The 22,300-nt window shown below is 57.1% G+C and carries 19 protein-coding genes; 11 read left to right on the top strand and 8 right to left on the bottom strand.

Features of this window, described 5'->3' with window-relative positions:
- Window positions 1–46 precede the first annotated feature (46 nt).
- Window positions 47–331 (top strand): hypothetical protein, encoded by a 285-nt coding sequence (locus WN72_RS10050; protein WP_092217745.1) that lies wholly within the window; start codon window positions 47–49, stop codon window positions 329–331.
- Window positions 332–491: 160 nt separating this feature from the next.
- Here the strand turns inward: WN72_RS10050 and WN72_RS10045 are convergent, their stop codons facing one another.
- From WN72_RS10045 to WN72_RS10035, 3 genes are all read right to left on the bottom strand, one after another.
- Window positions 492–779: a hypothetical protein gene (locus WN72_RS10045; RefSeq protein WP_143130702.1), complete on the bottom strand. Its 288-nt coding sequence runs from the start codon at window positions 777–779 to the stop codon at window positions 492–494.
- Between the two features lie 590 nt (window positions 780–1,369).
- Window positions 1,370–1,576, bottom strand: a complete 207-nt coding sequence (locus WN72_RS10040; protein WP_092217747.1) for a cold-shock protein — start codon at window positions 1,574–1,576, stop codon at window positions 1,370–1,372.
- Window positions 1,577–2,343: 767 nt separating this feature from the next.
- Window positions 2,344–4,212, bottom strand: a complete 1,869-nt coding sequence (locus WN72_RS10035) for an alpha,alpha-trehalose-phosphate synthase (UDP-forming) (RefSeq protein WP_167380993.1) — start codon at window positions 4,210–4,212, stop codon at window positions 2,344–2,346.
- Between the two features lie 392 nt (window positions 4,213–4,604).
- On the opposite strand from WN72_RS10035, the gene WN72_RS10030 reads away from it, so the two are divergent.
- The 10 genes from WN72_RS10030 (at window position 4,605) to WN72_RS09985 (ending at window position 16,643) form a co-directional block, all read left to right on the top strand.
- The gene (locus WN72_RS10030; RefSeq protein WP_092217748.1) at window positions 4,605–4,778 is read left to right on the top strand and encodes a transposase; all 174 of its coding nucleotides are present in this window, start codon (window positions 4,605–4,607) and stop codon (window positions 4,776–4,778) included.
- A gap of 417 nt (window positions 4,779–5,195) precedes the next feature.
- On the top strand, window positions 5,196–5,618 hold the full coding sequence (locus WN72_RS10025; protein ID WP_167380994.1) for an ATP-binding protein: 423 nt from the start codon (window positions 5,196–5,198) through the stop codon (window positions 5,616–5,618).
- A gap of 537 nt (window positions 5,619–6,155) precedes the next feature.
- The gene (locus WN72_RS46785) at window positions 6,156–6,476 is read left to right on the top strand and encodes a glycosyltransferase family protein (RefSeq protein ID WP_244553851.1); all 321 of its coding nucleotides are present in this window, start codon (window positions 6,156–6,158) and stop codon (window positions 6,474–6,476) included.
- Window positions 6,477–6,685: 209 nt separating this feature from the next.
- A complete protein-coding gene (locus tag WN72_RS10015; RefSeq protein ID WP_244553852.1) occupies window positions 6,686–7,480 on the top strand; it encodes a CDP-alcohol phosphatidyltransferase family protein in 795 nt (264 codons plus the stop codon).
- A gap of 122 nt (window positions 7,481–7,602) precedes the next feature.
- Window positions 7,603–8,391: a class I SAM-dependent methyltransferase gene (locus WN72_RS10010; protein ID WP_092217750.1), complete on the top strand. Its 789-nt coding sequence runs from the start codon at window positions 7,603–7,605 to the stop codon at window positions 8,389–8,391.
- A 476-nt stretch (window positions 8,392–8,867) separates the two neighbouring features.
- Window positions 8,868–9,983 (top strand): aminotransferase-like domain-containing protein, encoded by a 1,116-nt coding sequence (locus WN72_RS10005; protein ID WP_092217751.1) that lies wholly within the window; start codon window positions 8,868–8,870, stop codon window positions 9,981–9,983.
- A gap of 38 nt (window positions 9,984–10,021) precedes the next feature.
- On the top strand, window positions 10,022–10,936 hold the full coding sequence (locus tag WN72_RS10000) for a branched-chain amino acid transaminase (protein WP_092217752.1): 915 nt from the start codon (window positions 10,022–10,024) through the stop codon (window positions 10,934–10,936).
- A 476-nt stretch (window positions 10,937–11,412) separates the two neighbouring features.
- Complete coding sequence (locus tag WN72_RS09995) at window positions 11,413–12,231, top strand: class I SAM-dependent methyltransferase (RefSeq protein ID WP_092217753.1); 819 nt, start codon at window positions 11,413–11,415, stop codon at window positions 12,229–12,231.
- Between the two features lie 871 nt (window positions 12,232–13,102).
- Window positions 13,103–14,650, top strand: a complete 1,548-nt coding sequence (locus WN72_RS09990) for a carbohydrate porin (protein ID WP_092217754.1) — start codon at window positions 13,103–13,105, stop codon at window positions 14,648–14,650.
- A 739-nt stretch (window positions 14,651–15,389) separates the two neighbouring features.
- Window positions 15,390–16,643 carry an extracellular solute-binding protein gene (locus tag WN72_RS09985; RefSeq protein WP_167380995.1) on the top strand — a complete coding sequence of 418 codons (1,254 nt, stop codon included), beginning with the start codon at window positions 15,390–15,392 and terminating at the stop codon, window positions 16,641–16,643.
- 364 nt (window positions 16,644–17,007) lie between these two features.
- Here WN72_RS09985 and WN72_RS09980 read toward each other — a convergent pair whose 3' ends face one another.
- From WN72_RS09980 to WN72_RS09960, 5 genes are all read right to left on the bottom strand, one after another.
- Window positions 17,008–18,078, bottom strand: a complete 1,071-nt coding sequence (locus WN72_RS09980; protein WP_092217756.1) for an alpha/beta hydrolase family protein — start codon at window positions 18,076–18,078, stop codon at window positions 17,008–17,010.
- Window positions 18,079–18,331: 253 nt separating this feature from the next.
- Complete coding sequence (locus tag WN72_RS09975; protein ID WP_092217757.1) at window positions 18,332–19,222, bottom strand: TauD/TfdA dioxygenase family protein; 891 nt, start codon at window positions 19,220–19,222, stop codon at window positions 18,332–18,334.
- A 91-nt stretch (window positions 19,223–19,313) separates the two neighbouring features.
- The gene (locus WN72_RS09970; protein ID WP_092217758.1) at window positions 19,314–20,159 is read right to left on the bottom strand and encodes a carbohydrate ABC transporter permease; all 846 of its coding nucleotides are present in this window, start codon (window positions 20,157–20,159) and stop codon (window positions 19,314–19,316) included.
- Window positions 20,156–21,121 (bottom strand): carbohydrate ABC transporter permease, encoded by a 966-nt coding sequence (locus WN72_RS09965; RefSeq protein ID WP_092217759.1) that lies wholly within the window; start codon window positions 21,119–21,121, stop codon window positions 20,156–20,158. The genes WN72_RS09970 and WN72_RS09965 overlap by 4 nt, the downstream gene beginning before the upstream one ends.
- Window positions 21,118–22,296, bottom strand: a complete 1,179-nt coding sequence (locus WN72_RS09960) for an ABC transporter ATP-binding protein (RefSeq protein ID WP_092217760.1) — start codon at window positions 22,294–22,296, stop codon at window positions 21,118–21,120. Before WN72_RS09960 ends, WN72_RS09965 begins: the two co-directional genes overlap by 4 nt.
- Between the last annotated feature and the right edge of the window lie 4 nt (window positions 22,297–22,300).

Genomic DNA, 22,300 nt, shown 5'->3' with positions numbered 1-22,300 from the left:
GCTGTTGTCGAGCCGTAGCTCTCGCCATCACCAGTCCGAGATCCTGTTGTTCCTCAAGGGCTTGTTGGTCGCGTTCCGCAGCGCCTTGACAAGAAGCAAAAGAACGTGCAGCGCCACGACCGAAAGCACCATGGACTTCCTGCATGACGTCCGCCGCCGCGTCATCGGCCAGGCTGAGATTTCAACGGACGGCTTCCATCCCTACGGCGGAGCGATCCGCAATGCCTTCGGCCCGGACGCCTCTCATGGCGTGATCGTAAAGACCTACTCGGTAACGCATCTAGTGAAGGAGCGCAGGGCCGCCACTCGCCCGCCGCCGCAGTGGTGGTAAGCCGTGACGTAGTATCTGGCGATCCCGATCAGTACGTTTCGGCCACTATGTTGAGCGTCAGAGCCTTTCGCTGAGCATGGCTTCGCGGCGGTTCACGCGCCTCTCTAGTGAATCACGAGAACGACCTTCAGGGCAGGCAAAAGATCTCGGCGTTTCGCCGTCAATTGAGGATGCGGTCGCCTCGAGCGGCAATACCTCCTCGCCCAGTGGTGGTCACGTAGGTCGTCCAACCCGACATCGCATGCTTGGATAGCCCATCCGGGTGCGGGTGCCCATAGACATTACGATATCCGCAGGAAATCACCAGTTGACAGCGGCCGCTATTTGGCTTTGGCACCGACGGCGCGCCTGCATTGAAGCCGGCGCCATCATGAGTTGCGACCAGGTGATCTACTTGCTTGGCATTGGCATGCATGAGGTGCGCATAGTCTGTATCTCCGGCCAGCAAGGCCGATCGTCCGCTCGTGAGAGGCGCAAGATGGTCAATCCGCTGTCGTTGAGATCAGAGAGCCGCGCACCGCCTCTTAACAACTCACCAAAAGCAAAACAGATGCTTGCGTTGGCGGGGCCTACGACCAGATTGCTCTTTTTGGAGCAGCATATGTGCTAGACGCGCGGCACCAGGTCCCAGCCGCTGATCCGGGACAATCCAAAGGCAGTCGAGCAGATGCGTGAGCATGAGCGCGCCATGAAGATGGTCCCAATCCCAATGAGAGAGCACTATCGGCGGCTTCTCTGCTCGATCGTCTTGCGAATTTCCAGACCAGAGCATCGCGAAACACAAAGTCCGCCGAGATCCGGCCCGTGTTCTGCCAACGGCTTCATGCGCTCGAGGCCTGCGCGACGTGCCAGCTGTAACTCTGGCTGCAGCGATTGGTCAACGGCTTCAGGCGATCGAGGCTCTCAAGCGGTTTGCGAGACAGCCCCATGCCTTGAAGAGACGGTCGAAAGGCCGAACGCCCGGCGCGCCCTGACAAGGCATCGCCGGTCAGGTGCGAGAACGCGCTTTGCAGAGGGGAGCTTCCGGAGTGGGTCAGATCAGCCAACCCGCAGATCCTCAGCTGACATCTTACCCGAACGCCCAGACTTGAGCTGATAACTTACCCGGGCACCCTCTTCGAGGGTGGTGTAACCGGCCTTTTCCAGGGCACTGATGTGCACGAAGACATCGGGACTTCCGTCCTCAGGCCTGATGAACCCGTAGCCTTTGGTCGAGTTGAACCACTTCACAATACCCATTGCCACAGCGGCATCTCCATAGTGAACCAGTGTGGTCTAGCGAAGAGTCTCCCGGCCATCAAGACGGTCGGCAAGAGATGCCCAGCGTCGCTGCGATGGTCACGTGCTCACTTTTTTATCGCGCGGTCTAGCTGCGGCCGCATCGTGCAAGCGACAAAAATCCTGACGTCGACGACAGTTTCGCCGCAAGGCTTCAGCCCAGATGACGTTTTGATATCCGCTTCACTCGCCGCGCACCACCGGCTTACAGAACAGTTGCGGAGGCTCGACCCGCGCCCTGGGTCTTTGCCAGTGAAGATCAAAAACGCTGGCGGCGTCTGGCTGGCCTCCGACACGCTTTGATGTTCGCTTGGCAACCCAATGTCGGTAACCGAACATGGTCGTGCAGCCCCGAATGGCTGACACTTACGACTCTTTAGCCGGCACGCAGCTTGCCTTGAACGGCCCGCGACATAGCGCAAGCCGCGCTATGTCATGCGGTTGCGTGCTTGCCGCCGCTTCTGCTTGACGCGCCAGGTCCCGCAAGCCTGGGCGGAGCAATCAACGGGCAGCACCGCGCCGAGTGGCGCCGCTATCACTCATCAGCATCGGTTAGAGACAGAACATGAGTTGACTGTATCGACCCATTCTGGTCATGGGCCACTCGCATGATGTCTTGATTTCATGCGGGGGCCTGCGCCGCCCGCAAGAACCGCGTCAGCGCCAAAGATCTGGATTGCTCCTCTGTCCTGCTACAGAAGCCTGTCATCCGCCGTGCTATGCTTTTCGCCCGGTCAGTGCTCGCGGGCACCGAGCTCTTGTCCGCGATGACCATCGCCGGAAGCTGTCGCCGCCGGCAGATCCCACAGTCTGTCCTGTGTATGCTTCAGTGGAGCCGCTAAAGCCTCAAAGGCCGACTTCACGTCTCCATAGGCAGCGTCCTTCAAGGCGGCATCAGCGGGATCGATCTCATTATAGGAGGTCAGCGCCGCTGCATAATCTTGATAGAGCGGCATCTCGGCCTCGTTGGTCCAGCCGAGACCGAGATGGTCGAACTGATCAGCCGGAACGGTGATGCTGCCTTTGTCCAGCTCCCGGAGGTAGTCCGCCGCCCAATGGTGGATGGTATAGGATTCAATCTTATCCATCATCGACCGCCAGCGCTTGACACGCTGCTCAAGCGGCATGTTGGCCGCTTTCGAAATAGCGTCTGAAATCTCTTCGGGATTGTTTGGGTCAATCAGCAGTGCCTCCTCTTCGTTGAAATCTTCAGCCGCCCCCGCGAACTTCGATAGTACAAGAACCCCGGGATTATTTGGGTCTTGGGCCGCGACATATTCTTTCGCCACGAGATTCATGCCATCACGGAGCGGCGTGACGAGACCTACATTTGCTGCGCGGTAAAGACGGGCGAGTGCAGCCTGGCTGAACGAGTCATTGGTGTAGTGGATCGCCTTCCACTCGCCCGTACCATGCTCAGCATTGACTTGGCTGATCGCATTCTCCACGTCCTCCTTGTACTTCTGATATTCGCCGACGTCCGCACGAGAGGACGGCGCGATCTGCAGCAACCTGATGCTGCCAGGCTCCGCGGCTAAAAGGTGGTTGAACGCTTCGACCCTCTTATCGATACCCTTTGTGTAGTCGAGCCGGTCTACGCCGACCGCAAACTTGGTGCCCTCGAAGTTCTGCAATAACGACGAGAGTTTTTCTTCCTCAGCGGGTGAAAGCTCTGCCGCAAGATACTCTGCAAACTGCTTGGGATCGATGCCGATCGGGAACTTTTCGAGCCGCGTCTGGCCACGCTCCGTTGTCACGACGCCATTCTTGCTCTTCAGCCCGAAATATACCTGCAGGCAGGCGAGAAAATTGTTGAGATCTCGGTTTGTCTGAAAGCCGAGCAGATCGTACTCCAGCATCAACTTCATAAATTCGCGATGGTGGGGTACGTGCTCGATCATTTCGGGCGGCGGCCATGGCGTGTGCAGAAAAAAGCCGGTCGGCCGATCGATGCCGAGCCTATGCAGTTCAGCCGCGAGCGGAAGTAAATGATAATCATGGACCCAGAATGCGTCCCGATCCCGTACGTCGAAGGCCGCTCGCGCTATAAACGCGTTCACATTTCGATAGCTCTCATAATCGCCTTCCGAGCCCGACATCCGGTCAGGCAGGGAGTGCAGTGCCGGCCACAGGGTCGAATTCGAAAAACCTCGATAATAGCCGGGATAATCCGCCTCTGGCAGGTCTAGCCTCGCCACATCGCCTGCACCGGTCTTCACCAGCGGCAAGGGCTGGTCGGTCCCATCTCCTCGGGTATCCGAGGAACCCACCCAGAGTGCACCGGAACGTTCAACGACCGGTTCGAGGCTTGCCGCAAGCCCGCCGATCTGGGGCTTATTAGGGTCGAAGGGCGCAACCCGGTTCGAGATGACGACCAGCTTCATTTCGGGCTTCTGATTGACCGTGGCGAGGCCGTCCTCCATGTCGCTTGAGGCAACAGCATCGGAAGGGCCTGCAGCTCCTTGTTGCTCCTGCTCCAACGGTATGTCGTGCAGGTGCAGGTCAAAGGCCGCTTGGCCTAAGCTTCCATCTTGCTGGGTCGGGCCTGATGTACTGCTGGAAGCCAACGTTGCGGTGTCGGGCGCCTCATGGATCCGAACCATGTCGTAACTCCCTCTGACGATGTTTGCGTTCGTTGCAGTCGCAGATCAGCCTCAAGATATCTCCACTACGCCACGATGGCGGGTCCAGCTTTCCGGAAGCTGACCAGTCGAGCAAAATGGTCGGATTGCTTCATCCAACCAGGGGGTCAAACCGGTCGGGGCGATTAAGGCGACGAGGAGTAGGCCAAGACGACGTTTGGCTTCATCGCCTTGATGAGTACATGCAGAGCGTTGTCGTCATAGGCGGCGACGCGCAATGTACCTCGACGCCAGGACGACTCGGGCGTTGTTGCGAGGTCACCGTCCTGATCGGCACCAATAGAATGGCGACAGCGCGCATTAGCGAGTCTATGTAGCGATCTAGAAGGCCATCTTCTGCAAGGGTGCTCACAATGGGCGACCATTCGGACGACATAAGACGACCGTTGTCACCGCGTATCGAAGTGTACGCAGGCGCAGGTCGAAAGCGCTGGCCGGACGATTTGAAGGCACAGATTGCCGCGGAAAGCCTCGAGCTGGCGGCGATTGTCACAGATGTCGCGCGTCGCCATGGGTGCCGGCCCTAGCAGGTGCATGACTGGCGGCGCCGGGCGCGTTCGGGCCAATTGGTGCTGCCGGCTCGGCGGATACGCTGTCGTTCGTGCCGGTGGTATCGGAATTGGCACTATTTCACGGCCTTTGGCCGGCGTGCCCGAGGAAGTGCTGATGGACAATCCACGCGCGCTCGTGGTGCGCCATGACACGGCGAGCCCAGCGGTTCAGTTTAACACAAGCTCATCGCGTTTGCGAAGCATTGCGCCTTTCCGTCCTCGCACCTGCGCGCCGTATCGGGCCCGCACGAGGGGCAAGACGGAGAATGGCGTGGGCTACGTGAAGAAGAACGCGATCGCGGGGGCATTTCTTCGCGGGCTGATGGGCATTCGAGGCGCACCGCCGAGTGGGAGCGCGAGCTCGGCCGAGAGGCGATCCTGGCCGATTACACGGTGCAGTTCACCACGGCGACACTGGTCGCCGGCCTCGCCAAGGCGCATGGCGAGCGGCGCCTGGAAGAGAAACAGCTCGCGCTGGCGAAGCCAAAGCTGCTGATCATGGACGAGCTCGGCTACGTGCCGCTGGAGCCCGACGCGACCGCACCTCTTCTTCCAGCTGGTCAGCCGCCGCTACTAAACCGGGCCATGCTGATCACGTCGAACCGAAGCCTTGCCGAATGGGGCACCGTGTTCGCCCATCCGGTGGTCGCCACCGAGATCCTCGTGACCGGCTACTGCACCTCAGCCACGTGCTCACCATTCGCGACGATAGCTACCGGCTTCGCGCCAAGCGAAAGAGCGGCCTCATCAAGCCGGCCGCCGCTTGAGGCCCTCCGGTCGGCTCCGCCTCCTTCGCGCCGTCAGCGGTGGAGCTAACCTCCAATCGACATCATGAACCCGAGGTTGGGGCAGTTCTTCATGACGCAAAGGGGGCTGCGCCCGATTGTGGTTGACACTCGCGTTCATGCCGTACGCCAATACGGGGTTAGACCTTAAGCAGAGCAATCCGTCTTAACTGCCGACTCGCATCCATAGCGAAATGCACCGGCTTTTGTTCCCGTGTCACCTATCAATTCTAGCAATTGATCGAGTTGTTAGAGACATGTCACTTGGCGAGCAATGAACACAGACCGATCGGCGCGCCCGGAGTCTGCATGCAAGATCACGCAAATTCTCTCCTCGGCAGTGGACAAGAAGTTAATTCTTCCCGTGCTGATACGCTGCGCAGAGAGGTCTGCTCCAGCACTGAACTCCCCTTTCTGATGGAAGCACATGATGGGCTCTCGGCTGCGATCGCCCAGCGCGCAGGCTTCAAGGGTCTTTGGGCGTTCGGTCTATCGATCGCCTGCACTCTTTTGTCCCAAAAAAGCAATCACTCTCACCGCTGGCGCCGGCTCTCGCCTTCGATCGCTGATGGACCTCCGACCGAAGCCCTTGGTCGAAGTCAACGGTGCCCCGATTCTGTACAACGGCCTCCGAAATCTGGAAGCCGTCAGCGACGAAGAGGTGACGCTCGTGGTCGGTTATCGCAAGCAAGCCATTCAATACGCATGCGCACATCGCCTTGGCACCCTTGTGATCAATTATGCGGAATTGTCGATTTTCGACACTACCGGTCGTGCCTATTCGCTGTGGCTCGCGCGTGACGCGCCGCTTTCCGGAGATTGCTTTTCCTCGAGGGCGATGTGTTCCTCGAAGAGGACGCGCTGCGACATCTGCTACACAGCAGGGTAACCCCCGTGGCAGCGATCGTTCCCTTCGACGAATCGATGGAAGGCTCGGCAGTCCTGCTGACGGATAGCGACCTTATCTCTGAGTTCCGTATGAGGCTAACCGGAGCAAACCTGCAGCGAATGGACCACGGCTTTTCAAAACGATGAACCTACTGCGGCTTTCAGCGCTAAACCTCAAGGCGAGCGCTGGACCAGATCACAGGGTCCGGAGTGACCCAGGCCTACTCTGAGGAGCTTCTTTCGCACCTTGTTGAACTGCGCGGCCTGCAGCTCGCCACTACGTGGTGCGACCATGTCAGATGGTACGAAATCGACACAACTGAAGATCTGCAAGTGCAGAGCGACTTTTCAGTGGAGCGCAAGGTCGAGGCATGCCTCGAAAAAGGTGAAAATTCGATGCTCAAATATCTCTGGGATCCGGCGAACGCTATAACAACTGGCGGCCTTCTCTTTTCGTCCCTGAGTCTGTTTCTTGCCCTATCCAATCGCCTCGAGCTGTCGATAGCGACAGCACTTTGGGCTGTCCTGTCCGACCACCTCGACGGGATAGTGGCAGCTCACACGAAACATCGCCACCCAGATGTTGCCAAGATGGGAAAGAGCCTCGACGGTTTTGCTGACATCATGTACGGAGCCGTCTTGCCCGCGGTAATCCTAATCCAACTCAGCGGAGCCTCGGTTTTTGCCCTCGTCGCCGGGACCACTCTGCTCGCAGCGGGAGCAATTAGGCTCAGCTACTTTGCCAACTTCGGCCGCTTACGAGATGGCCGTTTTTTAGGGGTCCCACTATCATACGACATTCCTGTGATGGCGATCATTTTCCTTGCTCGACCGTTGGTTCCAGATGAGTTTTTCGTACACTTCACGCTTAGCACTTTCGTCCTCCTCGCAGGCCTACACGTTGCGCCGATTCGCGTCCCAGCGCCGAATATGACCATGTACGTGGCGATCTCATTATTCGCCGTCACCGCTTCATCGGCTCTGGGATTACGAGGTCTAAGCTAACAAGCGAGGCGCAGGTCGTATCGGTACGGAGATGTAGATCTTCGCAAGATCATCCCAGAGTTAGCTGGCCGAGAGATGTAGACGCCGATTTGGAGCGTTCAAGCAGTCGAAAGGAGAGCTGGATGTTAGCAAGCAGCATCTTTGAGGGAGCAGCGTTCTACTATGCTCGCTATCAACCTGAGTACCCGCACGAACTCTTCAAATCTCTTAGCGACCATCTTTCTCTAACACCTGAAAGTCGGGTTCTTGATCTTGGATGTGGTACCGGACAGATCGGAATTGGACTTGCTCCCAGCGTGAAACATGTGGACTGCGTCGATCCAAATCGCGCCATGCTGGGCGAGGCCGACCGCCTTTCATCCGAACGCGGCCTCCTCAACATTTCGGTGATTGAAAGCACCGCCGAGGAGATGGATTGGGGCTTGACCGGCTACCAAGGGGCGACGATCGCGAGTGCCTTTCACTGGATGGACCGCTCGCTCGTTCTGGAGACGCTTGATCGTCGCCTGCTATCGTCCGGCAAGGTAGCGATCATCACAAGGGTTCGCGACGAAACCGCACCGAATGATTGGTGGAACAGGATTTGGGAATTCGTCCACACCTGGTGGGGAGGCTATTTTCCCGCCGGACGTGGCGATAAGCGCCGTGAATTGCGTCTGGACCACGAAGCTGTTCTGCGCCAATCGACGTTTTCTAACATCACAGGGAGCCACATCCCTTATATGGTATCGTGGACTTCCGAGAACCTCGTCCAATATATGTATTCCACATCAAAGGCCTGTCCAGGTGTACTAACCCAGAGAAGAGATGAATTCGACGAACAAATGCGCTCTCTACTCCACCAACTGTCGCCGGCTGATACGTTTGTTGAAAGATGCCATTTATATATCTTATACGCCGGCCGCTACTAAGGGCGGAATGCAGCGGTAATCGTTCTTCAAGCAATCGGATCCTGCGGAGCTTAGATTGTGCTGAGTTTCAATCTCCCGAGGTGCACCCTTGATCGACGATCTTGTTCTTTCGCGGCTCGCGATGATAGCCGATTCTGAGCGGCCGAACGACTTCTATGCAGCAGCTCCTAGTGGCGAGAAAATTCCCCATGCTTTTGCTGATGAGGTTGGTCACTGCCGGCGGCTCTGGCCGGGGTCATCGAAGGCCCAGTTAAGTCCGAGAGCCCTGATCAGTCTTACAGCCTGCTTCCGGTCACAGAAACTGCAGCTGACCAGGGAACGAGCCATTTGGGGCCGAAGCGGAACCGTCGATACCACAATCAATCGAATAGTGAGAAGTCGCATCCCCGACCTCGCTTCTGTCCTTTGCCGGCGGAGAACCGGCCAACAGCCACAGCTTTGATGTAATGCGGTATCGGTCGCCCGAGGAGAATTGAATGTCTGGTGGTGAAACGACGGCACCGATTGATATGACGCGGACATGGGCTCCTCAAGTGCCAGCTTTCCGCGAAGTTGTCGAAAGAAGCCTCACTGCGGTGGCGCGCGCGCCGGACCTTGTTAGCATAATACAACGCCATCGCTTCCACGGGAGTGCACGTGACAAACAGGCTGGTGCCGATTGGCTGAGCAACCGGCTCGGCGCGCCCCCTAATCCTACGCGCTTACTGATGACAGGTGGGACTCAGAACACGCTAATGGTCCTGTTCTCGCGACTAGCTTCCCAGGGAGCCGCGATTGCCGCGGAAAAGCTAACTTATGCAGCGATTGGCCAACTCGCAATGCTGGGGCGGATTAGCGTTCTGCCTGTTGACATAGACGAAGACGGCATGCGTGACGATTCTCTTGAATCATTGTGCAAAGCTCACAATCTTGCGGCCGTTTATATTAATCCGACAGGTCACAATCCGACGACTTCAATGATGTCGCTTGAACGCAGACAGAAGGTCGTTCGAGTTGCCCGCAAGTACGCTCTTCCCATTATCGAAGATGACGTACATGGCCTTATAGCCAACAACCCGCCCCCTCCACTCGCTTCGATCGCTCCTGATCTCACTTGGTACCTGATGAGCGTCTCAAAATGCTTAGGCATCGGATTGAGGACTGCGTTCCTTATTGCGCCGTCGGACGACGGCCTTGCCGATCTTCTTCGACCAATACCGAGCGTCTCGAGTTGGTTTGTACCAGGGTTATCTGCGGCCATTATCACTCACCTGATTGAAAGTGGCGCCGCGAGTCATATTGTCGGACAGATATCCAAGGAAATCGCAGCCCGGCAAGACATTGCGCAGGAGATGCTTGGGCATCTAGGGATGATGCGCACGAACAGATCGTCCTTGCACGTCTGGATCGACTTGCCACCTCCCTGGACAGCAGAGCCATTCATCCAAGCGGCTCGTACTAAGGGCGTAATCCTGAGACATCCGCGAGTGTTTGCGACACCTGGCACCAACGTCGAGCAGAACATCAGAGCATCGCTGATCGCTCCGTCAACCCACGAGGACCTCCGACGTGGACTGAGTGTTCTAGCGACCTTACTCCTCAGTCGGACTTAAGCTCGCGGATCATGGCAACTCACGATCGGTAAGCATAGATGTTGGTGCCAGAATTTGCGTATCTCAACGGCCGAATTATCCCATGGGATGACGCCAAGGTGCATGTATTCTCGCCCGTGGCGAAGTATGGCATTGGTGTTTTCGAAGGAATACGTGGCTATTGGAACGAGAACGTCCAACAATTGTACCTCTTTCGTGTTGCAGAGCACCTCGAGCGATATGCCTTCTCGCAAAAGGCAATGAGGTTCGATCAGCCGATCTCCAGTGATAAGCTGGTCGAGGCACTCATTCACCTATGCCGTGCAAATGCATTTCGCACGACCGTGCATATTCGGATGATGGCTTTCGTTGATGGGCTTGGCGAGTTAGTGGCAAAAGGACCCGTAGGGACAGCGATTACGGCCTTGCCCCGCGAGGCTACTCGGCAATCCGTCGACGGCGCTTCTGCTCAGATCAGTTCTTGGATGCGCATGCCGGACAACGTCATGCCCGCCCGCATCAAATGCAATGCAAACTATCACAACGCACGATTGGCAATGATGCAGGCCCAACTCGATGGATACGACATCGCGTTTCTCCTCAATTCGAGGGGAAAACTGGCTGAGGCGCCAGCAATGTGCGTATTTATGGTTCGCGATGGTCAGTTGGTCACGCCAAGCGTTACCAACGACATACTGGAATCGATCACACGCCAGACCGTTATTCAATTAGCACGTGAATATCTCGGGCTAGATACCGTCGAGCGCGATGTCGATCGGACTGAACTTATCCTCGCCCAGGAGGTGTTCTACTGCGGCACCGGCGCCGAAATCATTCCGGTGACGTCGATCGACCGCATGGTGGTAGGGAATGGTCAACCTGGAGCGATCACACGGCAGCTAATCGAGATGTACCGAGCGATCGCCACCGGAACGAACACCGCCTACGAGTCTTGGCGAACTCCTGTCTTTTGAAGACATTGATGCAACCGGGAAGACCTCACCTTAGCCGCTAGCGGTAGTCAATGACGTCACTGTGGTCAAAAGTGTTGCGGTTCTCCAACCTACAACAGTGGCAATGGCGATCCTAATTCCTTAAGGCGCCGCGGACGCTGTTGCGGACGCGAACGTCGGTAAGGACCTACCACCAATCGCGAGGGTGCTATTGGCACCACAGAGCGAACCGGAATGGGTGCGCACCGGCCATCTCGCTCTTCACCTACTGGTACTTATAGTCTGCATCTTGAGCGATGCTTGATAGGATAGACGGCGCGAACGATCGCAGATTTGATGAATTCGTCGGCATTCGGGGTACCCATTGGGTCTTCGCCGCCCTGAACGTGCAGGAACCATCCCGCAATCAGTCGGATTCGAAGCTACTCCCCGCTTGGCTTCGATCTTCCTGAGGGAACGCCGCTCTCCTTTGTTTAATTCTCCGCTTGAGGATCGCTATGAATGAACGGGTGACATGGCAGCTCTATAACGGCGCCGCTCTGGACTACGACGAGTATAGGCCAAGGTATCCTCACACAGTCTTTGATATCCTCACGGACTATCATTCGGCACTTGCGCCACTGCGGGCAGCCGCAGACGTCGGCGCGGGGACGGGGATTTTCAGCAGACAGCTAATGGCGTCAGTTCCGAGCATTGAGCGCCTAACCTGTATTGAGCCAAACTGCGATATGGCCGCCGTTGCCAAGGAGCGATCCGCGACGTTCCGTGGCCTCGACGTCCTCGCCGGGTTTGCTGAGATGCTCCCGCTCCCAAATCATTCATGTGAACTTGTGACCGCAGCAACGGCGGCTAACTGGTTCGATCGGCCTCTATTCTACCAAGAGGCTGCACGGGTGCTGAAGCCTTCCGGAACACTGCTGCTCCTACAGAACAAGCATCGGCACGAGGAAAGCGCATTTCTCGATGATTTCGCCAGCCTTCAAGAGCGCTACATCCCCGGATTTCGGCGAGACCACTACTCCGATTTCTGGGGCGGTTATGGGAAAGCTGATTTCGAAGCGGAACTCCGTTCGAGGCACGATCTGTTGGCTGTGAAGCGCTACAAGCTCGAATGGCGCCAGAGGACGAGCGCAGAGCAGTTTCGCGGCTACTGTCAATCAGGACATTTAAAGACGGCGATCGCTAGGTCTGGCGCTGCAACGATCGCCAAGGAGCTCGACGCCCTTCTAGACCGGTACCAGGACGCGTCAGGTTATGTAACCGTTGACTGGCTGACCGATCTCGTTTTGAGCAGAGCTCCACCTGAGCGGCAATAGCTGCGGAAGCGCTAACTTCCTTTATCCCAGGCTCCATGCCGGTCGCGCCGGACTCTTATGTGAGCCGCAGCAGCTGCGTGCGATAGATGCAGATGCTCGTCGACCGATCTCAAAGAAAGTGTGTCTGGCTCGCGCTAAAGGATGCGGGAATGGGTCTTGGCTGTCTGCGACACCGCCTAGATCGCGCGTAGAGAAGGAGGCGCCTCACGATTGTGTTCGTCGCCTCCGTCAGGACCAGTTGGCAGGCGACCAAAGCCGGCTATGAGCTTGCGCTATGAGCTTTCCCCGGCATGGATCTCTTTTTCGCGGGATCGCCAACATGCGGAAAACGGCTGGTCCGCATGGCCCGGATGATGACCGGCCAATTCAACGCAACCGAGAGCCCTCCTTCGCGTAGAAAACGGAAGGGCACGTTATCCGCTCGAGGCCGAGGTGGACTCGACACCGGACCAGCATTGCTCGATAGCCGTTTCGATTGTCGCCCCAAGCGGCTGGCACTGAGCAGAAGCACGAATATACGCCTGATCAAAAATGTGAATCATTCCGGCCAAGGTTATAACGCACCACGCTTCAACCCCATTGTCGAACAATTGCAAAGGCCATGACCGCCCTGGAGAAGCTTCCAATCCGGGTTTTCTCCACTTGACCACGCTCAGATTGCCTCCGGAGAATAACTTGGACGGTCCGGCTACCTACAGAGTGATCTCGCTCCGCGGTCGCATAGGCACCCCTCGCAATAGGTCCTTAAACAGTTAGCGTCATCGCATCTTACAGGCAATCACATCGAATTATCCGATGCCTGTCATCCTTCAGTTGCGGTCGCGATGCCAAACACAGCGCGCAACGGCTCTAACCGCGTCTGAGGGATTCTATGCGCGTCAAGATAAACAACGATGGACAAAATGATCAGACAAGACCGCCATACTCGGCATCAGGACATGCGTTCCGATTTCAATCAATTCGAAAAGCGGAGCTAGCAGTTGGATGTATCCTGGCAGCTAATCTTATTACCGGAACTGCGCTGGCACAAACGAGCAGTACGCTCAATCAGGAACGCGACGCTCCGACCGGGATCGCCAAGAGAAAAGTTCAAAAGAAAATGATCCAACTTAGCACAGCTGAAAAACGAACAGTGCGTCCTGACGCTCGCCCTGCCAAAGCTATTACGCCCCAGGCCAACCCATTCGCAAAGTTCGAAAACCTTCGCATAAAGGGATTGGAGGTCAACTTACCTGGTCCAGCCGATACGTTGGTTCAGGACAAAGGAGGCATCAGATCCGCGCTGGCAGAGCTTGGGATCGGATATATCGCTTGGACGCAAAATACCTACGTCAACAACCTTCTGCCGAATGCAGCCAAGAGCACGATCGCCAACCAACTATATAGCGGACAGAATCCGACATTCTACACCCTAAATTATATGATGGTGACCTATGATCTCAGCCGGTATGGGATCCCCGACGGTCAGATCATTGTAGGAACCGAGCAGCAAGCTTGGACATGGCAGCCCGGAGGGCCGGATAGATGGGGAATCAACACAATTGCCTACTACCAAACCTTTTTTGATCGGAAGCTCGAGCTCAAAGTCGGCTACCTCATGAACTCATATGAGTTAGCCGGCACGGTGGTCGGAGGGAATCCCGGAGCGAACGTCTTCGGCCCGTCGTCGAATGTGCTTTATCAAGGAGGGATGAACTTCGCGCCGGCGCCGACACCTACTCTCAACCTAACCTACCATTTCGATGACCGGCTGTATAACAAAGTATCATTCCAACGCTCTACTAGTCCAGACGGGGTATTTGCGCATATAACCGCAAATTCAACGGGCTTGGACTGGAGTACTGCGAACGCGGGCATTCTGTTGCTTGACGAGAGCGGGTATCGCAACAGCGCGGCTCCCGGTTTACCCGAGACGTGGTTGCGGGCGGGCGTTGGCTTCAACAACAGCCACTACACGAACTTGGCGTATCCAACCCAACCGAGAGCTAACGAGAATAGCCTCTATTACGTCGCTGCGGACAGACAACTCTGGCAGAGCCATGTCCCTGACGTCGCATCGCGTGGCATCTATGGGGGATTTTCGGTTATGGGTGCTCCGCCTGACCTCAACAAGGTTACTCAGTATTATGAGCTCCGGCTTTACGCGAAGGGACTCTTTGATAGCCGGCCCAGTGATCAAATCTCGCTTGTTGCTACCGACACGGTTTGGAGCAAATTTGCAGTAGATGCTGCGGCGGCTAAAGGAAATCTCGTTCATCGGGACGCGAAAGCAATCTCCGGAACATATACCGCGCATGTTGGCCCCGGAATATACGCGAGCTTGGGGCTGACATATATCGATCATCCGACAAGCATCACATATACGCCACAAATCGGCCATGCCCTGAATTTCTCAGCGTCTACATCGATATTCTTCTAGCGGAGTAGCTCGCGTTGTACGTGGTGAAGGCCGTTGATAAGCTAAAATCGTAGGCCCCCGGGAGAACTGGGCGCGCCGACATCCAAATGATGCGTACGAAGTTAATCTCAGCGTAGCGAGGGCGACGCCAAAGGCGTGCCCCCGCAGTTGATTGGTTTGCTCGACGCCCCTGATCCTGGCTTACAGAGCCCCAACAAGCGGCTCACCCAGCGGGTATTTTGCGACCTTTCTTGGAAACGAGCTGAACTCCTGCAATGCTAGGCGGGCAATCGACCCGACTAGCCGCGGCCTGGCCTCTCTTGCGATGCACCAGAATGTACCAAGCGCGGACGTGTACCGTGTTCACTTTCGCCCGTCGCGTTCGGCCGCGAAAATAATTCGCCGTTGTTTCCGCCGACAATCGCAACTCGATGATCATCACGCAAGAGCACGCCATGTTCACATGTTGCGCGCTTCTCATATGATTTTTCGATGCATGTCATTTGCATGTCGCTATCCACCTCTTGAAGTCCTTCGCGAGCGAACGCGTTCGAGAGATCGAGGAATTGATCGTTGTGATGAGATTTGGAGGCAACGGCAACACGCCGCTGACAGCCGACCGATCGGAAGAGCTCCAATCTGCCCCCTGCTGCTTGGTTTCACAGGTGGTCGGCGCAAATGTCGCACAAAACACATCCCGCGCGACGAGCTGCCAGTTCAAGGCGCTTGCTCGCTCTATTCTATTCATTGGAGACTAACGATGAGACGTCTGCTTGCCGTGGCTTTGTTCTTGGTGCTTTCTATTGTTATCGCCAGACCGAGCATGGTTTATGCGCTTGAACTGCGTGTGAGCTATTCGCCGGCCAATTTTTCCGCGATGTACAATGCAATCGCGGCTGAATTTACGAAAGCGCACCCGGAGATAACAATCAAGTTCGAAACGGCAAAGAGCTACGACGAACTATTGCAAAGTACCTTGCGGGCGCATTTGATTAACGACGCTCCCGACGTTTCGCACCAGGGTCTAAATTGTATACGGCTGCTGGCCGATCGTGGCCTTGCCGTACCGCTCGACCGCTTTATCTCGACCGAACCGGAGTGGATTCAGCAGGGTGTTGCTGACGCCATCCGAAACATCGGATCGCCCGGTGACAAAGCTTATGCCGTCCCTTATTCGCTGACGACGCCAGTGTTGTTCTACAATAATGCCCTTCTCGCCCGCGCTGGCGCTGACCCTGCCAAGCTCCCCACGACATGGGACGGCGTTTTCGATTTGGCCAAGAAGATCTCAAAGCTGGAGCCGAACGTCAGTGGGTTCTACATGGAGTATAATGCGAATGGCGCGTGGGGCTTTGAAACACTGCTTTTTGCGCATGGCGGCAGGATGATGAACAAGGGCGAGGACGATATCGCCTTCGACCAGCGGCAAGGGCTTGCCGCTATGGCAACCGTCGCGCGCGCTGCAGATTCTGGTATGATAGACTTATCGCGCGACAACGCCCGTCAGTCCTTTGTCGGCGGCAGGATTGGCATCTACTTGACGTCCAGCAGCCTTCTTACGGACTTCGAACGGCAAATCGGTCAGCATTTCATGCTTACGATGGCGCCGATCCCCTTGGCTCAAGACGGCAAGACCTTGGCCGCCGGCAACGGAATGATGATGCTAACCAAAGCCCCCGCTCGGCAGGAAGCGGCCTGGAAATACATTAAGTTCGCCGCGAGCCCGCGGGCGCAGGCGATCATGGCGGCAATGACAGGGTATACGCCAATCAACACGGCCGCGCTGTCGGATCCACAGCTACAGAAGGTTTATCTGGAAAATCCGAACTACATCGTTCCGCTGCGGCAACTCAGCAATCTGGTGGCTTGGTATGCATTTCCCGGCGAGAACAGCACGAAGGCCGCGGCGATGATCGTGGACAAAATGCAACTGGTATTGGGCAGCAAACTCTCGGCGCAAGCGGCGCTCGACGACGCCGCCAAGGAGGCGCGCAAGCTCATTCTGAAGAAGTGATTGACGTGTACAGGCGCGGCTCTCGCCGCGCTTGTACCTTGGATCTTTTTTGTGGACCGCGTGTACCAGCACGCCGCAATCCTTCGTTTGACGCCCCGTAACCTCGGCGCCCGGCTTGGTGTGAGGAGACGAGCGCCTCGTCCCTGCCGCCCCAATACGATCGAGGGATCGTCAATCATGCTTTGAATTGCGTCGGCATAATTAGCGGGCCCGACTGCGATCGGACTGGTCGAGCGACCAGCTTCGGGGCCAGCTCGTACCGGCGGGGGTAGCTTGAACGACACGTTTTGAGGAGCGTGGGGACTATCCGAAATGCGTATGAATGCAGTAAGTGAGCGCTTGGGAACGGCTGAAGGCTGTCATTCTACTTCGTTGCTGGTGCCGGTTGATTGCAGAAGATGGCCGAGACTTCGGCCTGCAGGAATGCGATTTCGCTGGCGAGATTTGTCAGATGACGTGCTGTTGCTTTGGCGCCGCGCTCACCAACGAAGAAGAAATGACCGCCTGATACAGTACGCGTGAGACGGCGTGGCAAATCTAACATGAGCGACCGCAACTGCTCCCAAACCTGAGGACGGATAGCGGAAAGGTCGGGGCATCCGCTAACGTAGCGCTCGAAGACGTGCTGTGCGTTCAGGAAGCCCCAGGTAAGTGAATCGGTTAGCGCGTGACGTGCATCAGAAGGCCGCGTCGGCGCAATTACACCCGTCAGCGGATGGGAGCCAAAATCGAAAGTGCCGAGTTCGTCCGTCACTTCGGCAACCGAAACGACCGCGCTGCGCGATCTCAGGAATTGCGGCTCTCCGCGCAGCAGAAGCGGCGTATTTATGCGATAGTCGCGTTGATAGACATCTTCGGGGATGACCACGCGGTCGTTGTCAGCCGAAAGGGCAGCAAGTTCAGCACACCAATTTGCGTGCCGCGTTGGTAGACCGGGCTCATCGGCCGAGAGATCCCACAAGCCCGCCTCCGTCACCGGCTCGCCTCTCTCGAAGACGGGCACCAGGCCGGGAAACGGAGCGCTCGCAGCGAGCGAGATAAAGCCGATCGGCGGCAAACCGCCTCGGGAGAGCCCTCGACAGACTGAGCGAGCAACCCGCCCCGCCATGCTCCAGCCGGCCACTACGACCCGCCGCGGCGCCGGACAGGTCGCTAAAAGGTCGAGGGTGATCGCGGTCACCGATGCCCCCCAGTCGCTCACGGTCATCTCGGGATAGAGGTGGGGAAAGGTGGGATGATCACTGGGATAGGAGACCGCGAGAAGCCCCCATCCGACCTTTCGCAGCCAAAAGTCGAGGAAGTCCCGTGGATCCGCGCCCGGGTGGCCATATGCGACCCGGGCCAGATGGCCACCGCCAGGCAAGAAAACGACGGTTGGGTTGGTGCCGGTCGGCGGGCGCCAAAACACAACCGCAGGAAACGTGCCGCCATTCATAAATAGCTCGTTCGAAAATAGCGCGGCCGCCGATCTCGGGGCGGACTCTGAAATTGTCGGCGAACAGGCAACCACCCCAATTCTCCAATGATGGCGCGACTTGTGGTCCGGAAAACGGCCCGCCAATTTTGGGCGTCTAGGACCAAAGGTATGCTCGCTTTCGCGGGCATGGACGAATCGCTACAGGCCGGATGGCACCGCTCACCTTCACTCTGCCGCGACTCATTTTGCTGCCACTGAGCTCTCGCGCCCTTCAGGGCGCCGACGCATACGGAATCGGTGGTTCGCCCTCCGTCGTGATATGCCATAGGACACGCCGTTCTCGAGAGTCGAACGCCTCACGTCTATGAAGCGTGTAACTGTTATCGAAAACGAGGAGATCATCGACACCTATCACATCGCCCCATGTATCGTCATAGGCTTCGACGTATGTCCATAGCAGGTCAGAGAGCTTCTCACTCTCTTCGCTCGTCAAGCCTTCGATAAGGCACTGTCGTTGGCGCGGGAGATACAAGGATGGTCTTCCACTATGGGGATTGAGGCGAACGAGCGGAAAGCTGGGCCCAATATGCCGACGATCGGCACCCGCGGGGAGTGCTGCAATTTGCTCGGCATATTCAGGAGCGAAGTTATATTGCGAATAATGGATGCAACTCAGTCGGCTCAGATAGGATGTCAAGCAGTGAGGCAGGCGATCATGGACATCGCAGAGGTTCATGAAAAACGTCTTTGGGGGATTTATTTTGGGCGACTCGCGTCCGTACAAGAACGTTAACTTGACCGGCTGTGGCAGATAGGTGCCATCGGTGTGCCAGTAATTTTCGGAAGAACCACCGTCACCGATCGGCCGGCCATCATCATTCGCTACGTTCGAGACGACCTTGATTTCAGGATGGCCAGGCAAATGCGCGCTACTTGACGCTGCGGCGCGCTTCAGGGTCTTGGTATGGCCGAAGGCTGATGCAAGTCTGACGAACTCGCTTGGTGACAGATGCTGGGCACGAAAGCGAAGCACAAGGTGCGTTTCAAGCGCTTCGCGCAGCGCACCGCCAACGGCGGCGTCTTTTGATTCCGCCAATCTGCGGAGATCAACGTTGGCGACATCCGCGCCGATTGCAGAAGAAAGCTTTGTTATTGTGAGCATCGGAGTTCCTTTTCACACTTTGTCCATTTCAGCGCTTGCCGGGGCAATGCCTGTGCACGCGACGAGAGGAGAATTTCGATCCCCTCGTTCGCTATTGTTTGACGGCGCCTCCGGTCTGTCCCTCGACAAACCAACGTTGGGCTGCGAGGAAGGCGATGGTGAGCGGCAGCACCACAAGAGTGGATGCGGCCATCAGAGGACCGTAGTCGCTGCCGGCCTCCTCGTTCTTGAAGACCAGAATACCCAGCGGCGGCGGCATCAGGGACAGATCACGTACGGCGATCAGTGGCCAGAACAGGTCATTCCAGTGCCCGACCACCGAGAAGATTGCAAAGGCGATGATGGCCGGTAGTGCCATTGGCACCATGACCTTCCAGACGATAGCGAACTCAGAGAGACCGTCGAGACGGGCAGCGTGCACAACATCATCCGGAATGGTCTTGAAAAACTGCCGTAACAGAAAGATGCCGAAGGGTGAGACGACATATGGAAGGATCAGCGCGGTGTAAGTGTTGAGGATGGCGAGCTTGTACCCGAGGATGAATAGCGGCAGCGAAAGCACTTGGTGCGGGAGGATCAGACCAGCAAGCACCAGGCCGAAAACCAGGTCGCGACCGAAAAACCGTAATTTTGCAAGCGCATAGGCGCAAGGAGCGCAGAGGAGAATTTGCAGCGCCAGGATCAGACCGCATACCATCAGGCCGTTGCCCATGTAGCGGAGCAGCGGCGCTTCAGTCAGGGCTTTTTTATAATTTTCGATGCCATAGAATTGCGCGGGCCAAAAGGAGAAGGACGCGTGGAATATTTCGCCCGGCGCCTTGATCGAGAGCGAGATCATCCACAGGAAGGGGACAAGGATCAACGCTCCTGTGACGAGTAACACGACATGGCGAAGAGTACCGACAAGGAACGACAAGCGGTTGACGGCCGCGCTCATTGGTAATGCACCTTCTTATCCATGACGAGGGCATTGATGAGCGTGAGAGTTCCGACCATGGCAAGAAAGACGACGGCGAGAGCGGCGCCATATCCGCTGCGCAGATACTCAAAACTCTCTCGATAGAGCGTGTAGAGCAGTACCTCGGAGGCATTCCCAGGGCCGCCTTGCGTCAGTACCTTCACCGCGTCGAAGCATTCCAAGGCCCTCAGTGCCACAACAATGACAACGAACATCGAGACCGGCCCGAGCAAGGGCAGAGTGACAGTGCGGAGCCGGTCGATCCATAAGTCGGCACCATCGACATCGGCTGCATCGTAGAGATCTCGCGGGATGCTTTTGAGGCCCGCGAGAAACAACACCATCGCATAGCCGAGATTTTGCCAGATCCCGATAGTGCCCAACACCGGAAGGACGGTATTTTCATTGCGCAGCCAATTGGCGGTCGAAAGGCCCACGGCGGCGAACATCTGGTTCACGAGGCCTATCGTGGGATGCAGCAGCGCCTCCCAGACAATGGCCATAGCCGTGATCGTTGCCATAAAGGGCAGGAAATGAATGGCACGATAGAACGAGCGGCAGGATTTTCCGCTTTCGATCAGAAGTGCAACCGTAAGGCCGCCAAGCAGCGTACCAGGCACGACGATCAGAACATAGACAGCGGTGTTGGCGAGGGAGGCCCTAAAGGTGGGATCCGCGAACGCCTCACGGTAGTTGGCGAGGCCGACGAAGGCGAAAGAGCCCGCCCCCAGCTGCCAGTCGGTGAGCGCAATGAAAAACACCCCAACCACCGGCAACAAGAACAACAGCAGCAGGAAGAAGACCGCCGGGCCAGCCAGCCCGTATCCTGCGAATGCCACCACAAACGCTTGCCGACGAGCTGGTGAGGCCGCTAGAAATGAGGCTCCACGCCGCGTTAATGACCGATGACAAGCGTTGGAAAAAGCACGAGGCTCACTCATCCCGCGGCCTCGCGGAGCGGAGCGACGTATCTGCGAACAGAATCCGCTTCCCGCCGTAAGCGCCGTCCATCCCGTGTAAACAGAAGAATGCGATCCGGTCTCGCGCCGACATGCAAGGTCTGGCCTGGCGCGATATGCGGCGCCCGCTCGGCCATCAGCCTTGCGATCAAGGGCTGATCGATGCCGGCAAGATCGAGATGTACGAAGAGATCTGATCCCATGTGCTCGACCATTCGCACCGAACCTGTCAGCACTCCCTGGCCCGCGTGCTCTGCGAGATAAAGAGCCTCCGGACGAATGCCGAGCGAGAGCGGCGTGCCTGCCAAGGCATCCGCTTCGATCTGGATCGTCCAACCGGCCACGTCGATTAGGCCGCGTTCGCGCATCACACCATCAAGCAAGTTGATCTTGGGTGAGCCGATGAATTCGGCAACGCGGCGATTGTCTGGATCGGAATAGATGCTTTGCGGTGGAGCAACCTGCAACAACTCACCCTCGAGCATCACCGCCACGCGGTCCGAAAGGGTCATCGCTTCGGCCTGATCATGCGTAACATAGATGAAGGTGACCCCGAGCCGTTGGTGCAGTTCCTTGATCTCGGCGCGCAGCTGCACGCGCAGCTTGGCATCGAGATTGGATAGGGGTTCGTCCATTAGGAAAACAGCTGGATGGCGCACCATCGCCCGACCAACCGCGACACGCTGGCGTTGGCCGCCCGAGAGTTGCCCCGGTTTGCGCGACAATAGTTGGCCGATGCCTAGGGACTTAGCCGTACGGGAGACTTCCATCCCAATGTCCGCGGCGATCTGCGTCGTTCCTGGCAGAAGGCGGCCGATAAGGGGGAGCCTCTGTAAGGCAGAGAGCCGACGCATCCGCAGCGGCAGCGCGATGTTCGACGCAACGCTCATATGGGGATAGAGCGCATAGGATTGGAACACCATTGCGATATCCCGCCGCTTTGGCCGCACTCCGTCCACGATTCGCTCGCCGATCGAGACGGAGCCAGCGTCCTGCACCTCAAGTCCGGCCAGGATCCGGAGCAGCGTCGACTTACCACACCCCGATGGTCCCAACAGCGTCAGGAATTCACCATCGGCTATCGACAGCGAGACGCTGCGCAGGACGGGCACCAGACCGTAGGCCTTAGTGATACTTTCGATCAAAACCGATGCCATCGCA

Origin of the sequence: Bradyrhizobium arachidis, assembly GCF_015291705.1 — a bacterium.
GTDB lineage: Bacteria > Pseudomonadota > Alphaproteobacteria > Rhizobiales > Xanthobacteraceae > Bradyrhizobium > Bradyrhizobium arachidis.
Note: the sequence above shows the minus strand (reverse complement) of the source record. Positions and strands in the feature narration are given on the sequence as shown.

What these genes read in the sequence shown, in the direction of transcription:
- WN72_RS10035 (WP_167380993.1), bottom strand. Translation starts at nt 4,212, where the DNA reads ATGGTTCGGATCCATGAGGCGCCCGACACCGCAACGTTGGCTTCCAGC.
- WN72_RS10030 (WP_092217748.1), top strand. Translation starts at nt 4,605, where the DNA reads ATGGGCGACCATTCGGACGACATAAGACGACCGTTGTCACCGCGTATC.
- WN72_RS46785 (WP_244553851.1), top strand. Translation starts at nt 6,156, where the DNA reads ATGGACCTCCGACCGAAGCCCTTGGTCGAAGTCAACGGTGCCCCGATT.
- WN72_RS10010 (WP_092217750.1), top strand. Translation starts at nt 7,603, where the DNA reads ATGTTAGCAAGCAGCATCTTTGAGGGAGCAGCGTTCTACTATGCTCGC.
- WN72_RS10005 (WP_092217751.1), top strand. Translation starts at nt 8,868, where the DNA reads ATGTCTGGTGGTGAAACGACGGCACCGATTGATATGACGCGGACATGG.
- WN72_RS10000 (WP_092217752.1), top strand. Translation starts at nt 10,022, where the DNA reads ATGTTGGTGCCAGAATTTGCGTATCTCAACGGCCGAATTATCCCATGG.
- WN72_RS09995 (WP_092217753.1), top strand. Translation starts at nt 11,413, where the DNA reads ATGAATGAACGGGTGACATGGCAGCTCTATAACGGCGCCGCTCTGGAC.
- WN72_RS09990 (WP_092217754.1), top strand. Translation starts at nt 13,103, where the DNA reads ATGCGCGTCAAGATAAACAACGATGGACAAAATGATCAGACAAGACCG.
- WN72_RS09985 (WP_167380995.1), top strand. Translation starts at nt 15,390, where the DNA reads ATGAGACGTCTGCTTGCCGTGGCTTTGTTCTTGGTGCTTTCTATTGTT.
- WN72_RS09980 (WP_092217756.1), bottom strand. Translation starts at nt 18,078, where the DNA reads ATGAATGGCGGCACGTTTCCTGCGGTTGTGTTTTGGCGCCCGCCGACC.
- WN72_RS09975 (WP_092217757.1), bottom strand. Translation starts at nt 19,222, where the DNA reads ATGCTCACAATAACAAAGCTTTCTTCTGCAATCGGCGCGGATGTCGCC.
- WN72_RS09970 (WP_092217758.1), bottom strand. Translation starts at nt 20,159, where the DNA reads ATGAGCGCGGCCGTCAACCGCTTGTCGTTCCTTGTCGGTACTCTTCGC.
- WN72_RS09965 (WP_092217759.1), bottom strand. Translation starts at nt 21,121, where the DNA reads ATGAGTGAGCCTCGTGCTTTTTCCAACGCTTGTCATCGGTCATTAACG.
- WN72_RS09960 (WP_092217760.1), bottom strand. Translation starts at nt 22,296, where the DNA reads ATGGCATCGGTTTTGATCGAAAGTATCACTAAGGCCTACGGTCTGGTG.